We start from the raw sequence: 5,344 nt of genomic DNA, 5'->3' as shown, positions 1-5,344 counted from the left end.
GGGAAGGGCGTGATCTTCGGCTCGGCGAACTCGAACTCGGTGCCGCGCAGGTTGGGGTCTATGAAACGTCCGCACATGGACGAAAGATGACGGGTCCTGTGCCGATTCTACAAGCTGCAGAGATGGTGAAAGGGGGTGTGTTGTCTTGTTTGGACCGTTTGGGTGGGCAGGCACTGCGAGTTATCTGCCCAGCTCGACTCGTCGGCTCAGAAAGTGTCCAACATGAGACGGAGCAGTGCTCCGAAAAAGTGTTCCGGAGGCGCATGCTGACGCCCGCGTAAGTCATTGAAACTTATGTGATATGATGCCTTGGCTGGGGTGGTAGGATTCGAACCTACGGTACACAGTACCAAAAACTGCTGCCTTACCACTTGGCTACACCCCAACGTGCGCCGCTCATTACTCTGGACCCTCGTTCGGTTCAAGAGCCGTGTGGAAAATATTTGCGTATCCGGCCCTGCGCAGCCGCCTCAATCGAATATCTCGTTCCCGTCGATGCCCCAAAGCGCGCTTTTCACGGTCCAGCCGTCGTAGCCGTTCGTCGAAAGCGCGCACCACGTCACACCGCATTCGCTTAGCCGTGCGACCACGCCCTGTTCAAGACGGGCGACCACCATGGCCTCGGGATCGGGGCGCGCGCGCATGTCGAGCATCTTGACTGTCACGAGGGCCGTGCGCGCGCCCGACAAGAGCGTGTAATGCACCCAGCCCCCGGCCCCGTCATGGTCCTGCACACGGCGCCAGTGACCATATTCGGCGGTGACACGCAGGGGCATTCCGCGGCGCTTGAACACCCAGTCGATCCGATGGGTCAGACTTGGACCGCGGCGGATGTTGGCCTCTGACGCCTTCAGCGACACATAGCGGGGCAGCGGCAGGTTGGTGACCGGGCCGCGATCCTGCGCCGCAGCGAAGAGCGGCCAGGTCAGAAGCGCCAGCGCTGCGAGGCCCCGCCATCTCGTCACTTTCATCAGATTCCCGCCCGTCCGCTTGCACGGGGTTCTTGTGCCCCGCCCGTTCTTGCGCCACCTTGCCAGCAAGCTGCGTTGAATGAAAGCGTGAGGAGGGATTTCATGCCATCTGCCCGTCTGAATGTGGTCGTGACGCGACGCCTGCCCGAACCGGTCGAGACGCGGATGCGCGAACTCTTCGATGTCACTCTGCGCGGCGACGATACGCCGATGACGCGCGAAGAGCTGACACGCGCGGTGCGCGAGGCGGATGTGCTGGTGCCGACGCTGACGGATCGGATCGACGCGGGCCTGATCGCGCAGGCCGGGGATCAGCTGAAGCTTATCGCGAATTACGGTGCGGGTGTCGATCACATCGACGTCGACACGGCGCGGCAGCACGGCATCCTTGTATCGAACACACCCGGCGTACTGACCGATGACACCGCCGACATGGCCATGGCGCTGATCCTCGCGGTGACGCGCCGCCTGCCCGAGGGGCTGGCGCAGATGCAGTCGGGCGACTGGCAGGGCTGGTCGCCCACGGCGCTACTGGGCGGGCGTGTGGCCGGGCGCCGCCTGGGCATCCTCGGGATGGGTCGGATCGGGCAGGCCGTGGCGCGGCGGGCAGCGGCGTTCGGCATGCAGGTGCATTATCACAATCGGCGCCGGCTGCATTGCGATGTCGAGGACGACCTGCAGGCCAGCTACTGGGAAAGCCTCGATCAGATGGTGGCGCGCATGGATGTCCTCAGCATCAACTGCCCGCATACCCCGTCGACCTTTCACCTGATGAACGCGCGGCGGCTGAAGCTGATGAAGCCCGAGGCGGTGATCGTGAACACCTCTCGCGGCGAGGTGATCGACGAGAACGCCCTGACGCGCATGTTGCGCGCGGGCGATCTGGCGGGGGCCGGCCTTGACGTCTACGAGCATGGCACAGAGATCAATCCGCGTCTGCGCGAACTGCCCAATGTCGTGCTCTTGCCGCATATGGGATCGGCCACGGTCGAGGGGCGGATCGAGATGGGCGAAAAGGTCATCATCAACATAAAGACCTATGATGACGGGCATCGTCCGCCCGATCAGGTCGTCCCGTCCATGCTGTGACGACGCCTTGAGTCAAACCGCGCCATTCGAGATTTTCTGTGTCGCTCCGCCGGGGCTGGAGGATGTGCTGGCCGCCGAGGCCCGCGCTGCGGGATTCGGCCCGGTGGCCACCGATCGCGGCGGCGTCAGTTTTCCGGGGACCTGGCCGGACGTGATGCGTGCCAATCTGGTTCTGCGCGGTGCCGGGCGGGTGCTGGCCCGCATTGGCGGGTTCCGTGCCATGCATCTTGCGCAGCTCGACAAGCGGGCGCGCAAATTCGATTGGTCGGCACATCTGCGTGCTGACGTCCCGTTGCGGGTCGAGGTGACCTGCCGCAAGTCGAAGATCTATCACGCGGGCGCGGCAAAAGAGCGGATCGTCACGGCGATCACCGAAAGCCTTGGCGCACCTGTCACCGATGATGCGCCGCTGCGCCTGATGGCGCGGATCGAGGATGATCTGGTCACGTTCAGCCTTGATACCTCTGGCGAACCGCTGCACCGCCGCGGCTACAAGGAAGCCGTCGGCAAGGCCCCGCTGCGCGAAACACTGGCCGCGCTTTTCCTGCGGCACTGCGGCTATGACGGAACCGAGCCGGTGGTCGATCCGATGTGCGGATCGGGCACGTTCGTGATCGAGGCGGCAGAAATCGCCGCGGGGCTGAATCCCGGACGGGCGCGACCCTTCGCCTTCGAGGATCTGGCCGGCTTTGATGCAGAGGCGTGGGCCGCGCTTGGCCACACGGCCACGCCGCACGGGCTGCCGCAGCAGTTCATCGGCTACGATCGTGATGCGGGCGCGGTACGGATGGCCGGCCAGAACGCGAACCGTGCCGGGGTGGGCGATCTGACCCGCTTTGCCTGTCAGCCGATCTCCGATCTCGTCCGGCCCGACGGCCCGCCGGGCCTGGTGATGGTCAACCCGCCTTACGGCGCCCGAATCGGCAATCGAAAGCTGCTGTTCGGGCTTTACGCGCGCCTCGGCGAGGTTTTGCGGCGCGAGATGCGCGGCTGGCGCGTCGGGCTGGTGACCAGCGATGGCGGGTTGGCGAAAACCACCGGCCTGCCTTTCTTGCCAGCAGGGCCGTCCGTGGCGCATGGTGGGCTGAAGGTGACGCTATGGCGCACCGATCCGCTATAGGGAGGATACGCGATGCGCGGTTTCGGTCTGGTACTCTGGCTAAGCCTCATGGGTCCGGTTCAAGCACAGGACGCCGCCGATCGTGTCGCCCCGGAACAGCCCGGCGCAGGAATGCTGGATGTACCGGCCATGCTCACGGCCTCGGCAGAGGCCAAGGCGGCGGGGCGGTCGGTCGAGGCGACGGACTGGATGATCGCCGCGGCGAATCCCCTTGCGGTCGCAGCGGGATCACGGGTGCTGGCGCAAGGCGGCACGGCCGCGGATGCGATGGTCGCAGTGCAGGCGGTGCTGGGGCTGGTAGAGCCGCAAAGCTCTGGCCTTGGCGGTGGTGCGTTCCTGCTATGGCACGATGCCGCCTCTGGTGAGATCACCACGCTGGACGGGCGCGAGACCGCACCGCTGGCCGCCACGCCGCGATTGTTGCAGGACGCGCAGGGCCAACCGCTCGATTTCTTTGATGCGGTGATCGGCGGGCGGTCCGTCGGCGTGCCGGGTGTGCCGGCCCTGCTGGCAGAGGCCCATTCCCGTTGGGGGCGCAGCGACTGGCCCGGCCTTTTCACCGATGCGATCCGGCTTGCCGAGGATGGGTTCGTTGTCAGTCCGCGGCTGGCCACCCTGGTTGCGCAGGATGCCGAACGCCTTGCGCGGTACGCCGACACACGTTCGTATTTCCTGCCCGACGGGCAGCCGGTGCAGGCGGGCGACACCCTGCGCAATCCAGCCTATGCGCGGACCCTGCGCGTGCTGGCCGAAGACGGCGCGCAGGCATTCTACACCGGAGAGATTGCCGCCGATATTGCCGCGCGCGTTCAAAATGTGCGCGACAATCCCGGCCTGCTGAATGAGACGGATCTCGCGATCTACAGCGTCAGGGACCGACCCGCCGTTTGCGCTCCGTACCGTGCTCTGGAGGTTTGCGGCATGGGGCCGCCGTCGTCGGGGGGCGTGACGGTTGCGCAGATCCTGGGGTTGCTGGCGCCATTCGATCTGGCGCAGATAGGATCCGACGACCCCGAGGCCTGGCGCTTGATCGGCGATGCGAGCCGTCTGGCCTTCGCGGATCGTGGGCGCTTTTTGGCGGATCGTGATTTCGTGCCCGTGCCGGTCACCGGCCTGCTTGCGCCGGAATATCTGCGGTCGCGTTCGGCGCTTCTGCGCCGCGAAGACGCCTTGCCCGAGGTGGCGCCGGGCGAACCGGAGTTCGAGCACGCGCTGGATTGGGGGCAGGGCTGGTCGGCTGAAAGGCCATCGACATCGCACATCTCGATCACTGATCAATATGGCAACGCACTCAGCATGACGTCGAGCATCGAAAACGGGTTTGGCGCGCGGCTCATGGTGCGGGGGTTCCTGCTGAACAATCAGCTGACCGATTTTTCCTTTGCGAGCCATGCGGACGGGCGTCCGATCGCCAACGCCGTTGCCCCCGGCAAGCGACCCCGGTCCTCGATGGCCCCGACCATCGTGCGGCGCGACGCGCAGCCCGTGCTGGTCCTTGGCAGTCCGGGTGGCAGCCGTATCATCGGGTATGTCGCGAAAACGATAATCGCCTGGGCCGATTGGGGGATGGACCCCCAACGTGCGGTCAGCTTGCCGCATTTGGTGAATCGCTTCGGGCGGTATGACGTGGAGCCCGGAGCGCACCGCCTTGCGCAGCAGATGCGCGGTTTGGGGTATGATGTCAGCATGACGGCCCAGACGTCGGGATTGCACGTGATTGAGATCGGGCAGGGATTGCGTGGCGGTGCGGACCCGCGTCGCGAAGGCCTCGCATACGGCAAGTGAGATGCGCTGGCACCCTGCCGGAAGGCACACAGGCGCGTGGTCCGCGGGACCTGCGGCGGCTTCGGCCAGATGGAAAAGGGGTCACGCCGCAAAAAAATCGATCGAAAATCGGAAAACTTCATTTTTCTGTAAAAAACGTCTTGCGTCTTTTGCGCAGTAACCTTAGAAGCCTTTTCACCGGCGGCGCTGAGGTGTTGTTGGTAGGTTTAGCGGCGGGCGACGCGAAGGTTTGTTTGCTGCGACTTTGACGACTTTGGGGTTTGATTGGCGGGTTGCGCTAAGGATTGGCGCTTCCGGTTGATTTTGTCTCTGCGCTCTTTGAAAATTTGTAATCTGAAGAGATATGTGGGCGGTTTGGTTCGTTTCGATGGATCAACGT

General features: G+C 64.6%; 4 protein-coding genes and 1 tRNA gene. 3 read left to right on the top strand and 2 right to left on the bottom strand.

All coding sequences use genetic code 11. The annotated features are described in order from the left end of the window. Positions 1-310: 310 nt before the first annotated feature. Both ACROSR_RS20020 and ACROSR_RS20015 read right to left on the bottom strand, forming a co-directional pair. Positions 311-385 (bottom strand) — tRNA-Gln (locus ACROSR_RS20020). An 85-nt stretch (positions 386-470) separates the two neighbouring features. Further along, complete coding sequence (locus ACROSR_RS20015) at positions 471-971, bottom strand: SH3 domain-containing protein (protein WP_432687649.1); 501 nt, start codon at positions 969-971, stop codon at positions 471-473. Positions 972-1,073: 102 nt separating this feature from the next. On the opposite strand from ACROSR_RS20015, the gene ACROSR_RS20010 reads away from it, so the two are divergent. Genes ACROSR_RS20010 through ggt form a run of 3 tightly spaced genes read left to right on the top strand, consistent with a single transcriptional unit; the run spans position 1,074 to position 4,965 of the window. Next, entirely contained in the window at positions 1,074-2,060 is a 987-nt protein-coding gene (locus ACROSR_RS20010; protein WP_432687648.1) for a 2-hydroxyacid dehydrogenase, read from the top strand. 7 nt (positions 2,061-2,067) lie between these two features. Further along, positions 2,068-3,180 (top strand): THUMP domain-containing class I SAM-dependent RNA methyltransferase, encoded by a 1,113-nt coding sequence (locus tag ACROSR_RS20005; protein WP_432687647.1) that lies wholly within the window; start codon positions 2,068-2,070, stop codon positions 3,178-3,180. Between the two features lie 12 nt (positions 3,181-3,192). After that, the gene (gene ggt, locus ACROSR_RS20000) at positions 3,193-4,965 is read left to right on the top strand and encodes a gamma-glutamyltransferase (RefSeq protein WP_432687646.1); all 1,773 of its coding nucleotides are present in this window, start codon (positions 3,193-3,195) and stop codon (positions 4,963-4,965) included. Positions 4,966-5,344 lie beyond the last annotated feature (379 nt).

Source organism: Roseovarius tibetensis (assembly GCF_050896375.1).
Classification (GTDB): domain Bacteria; phylum Pseudomonadota; class Alphaproteobacteria; order Rhodobacterales; family Rhodobacteraceae; genus Roseovarius; species Roseovarius tibetensis.
The sequence above is the reverse complement of the archived record's forward strand: the minus strand, read 5'-3'. Positions and strand labels throughout refer to the sequence as shown.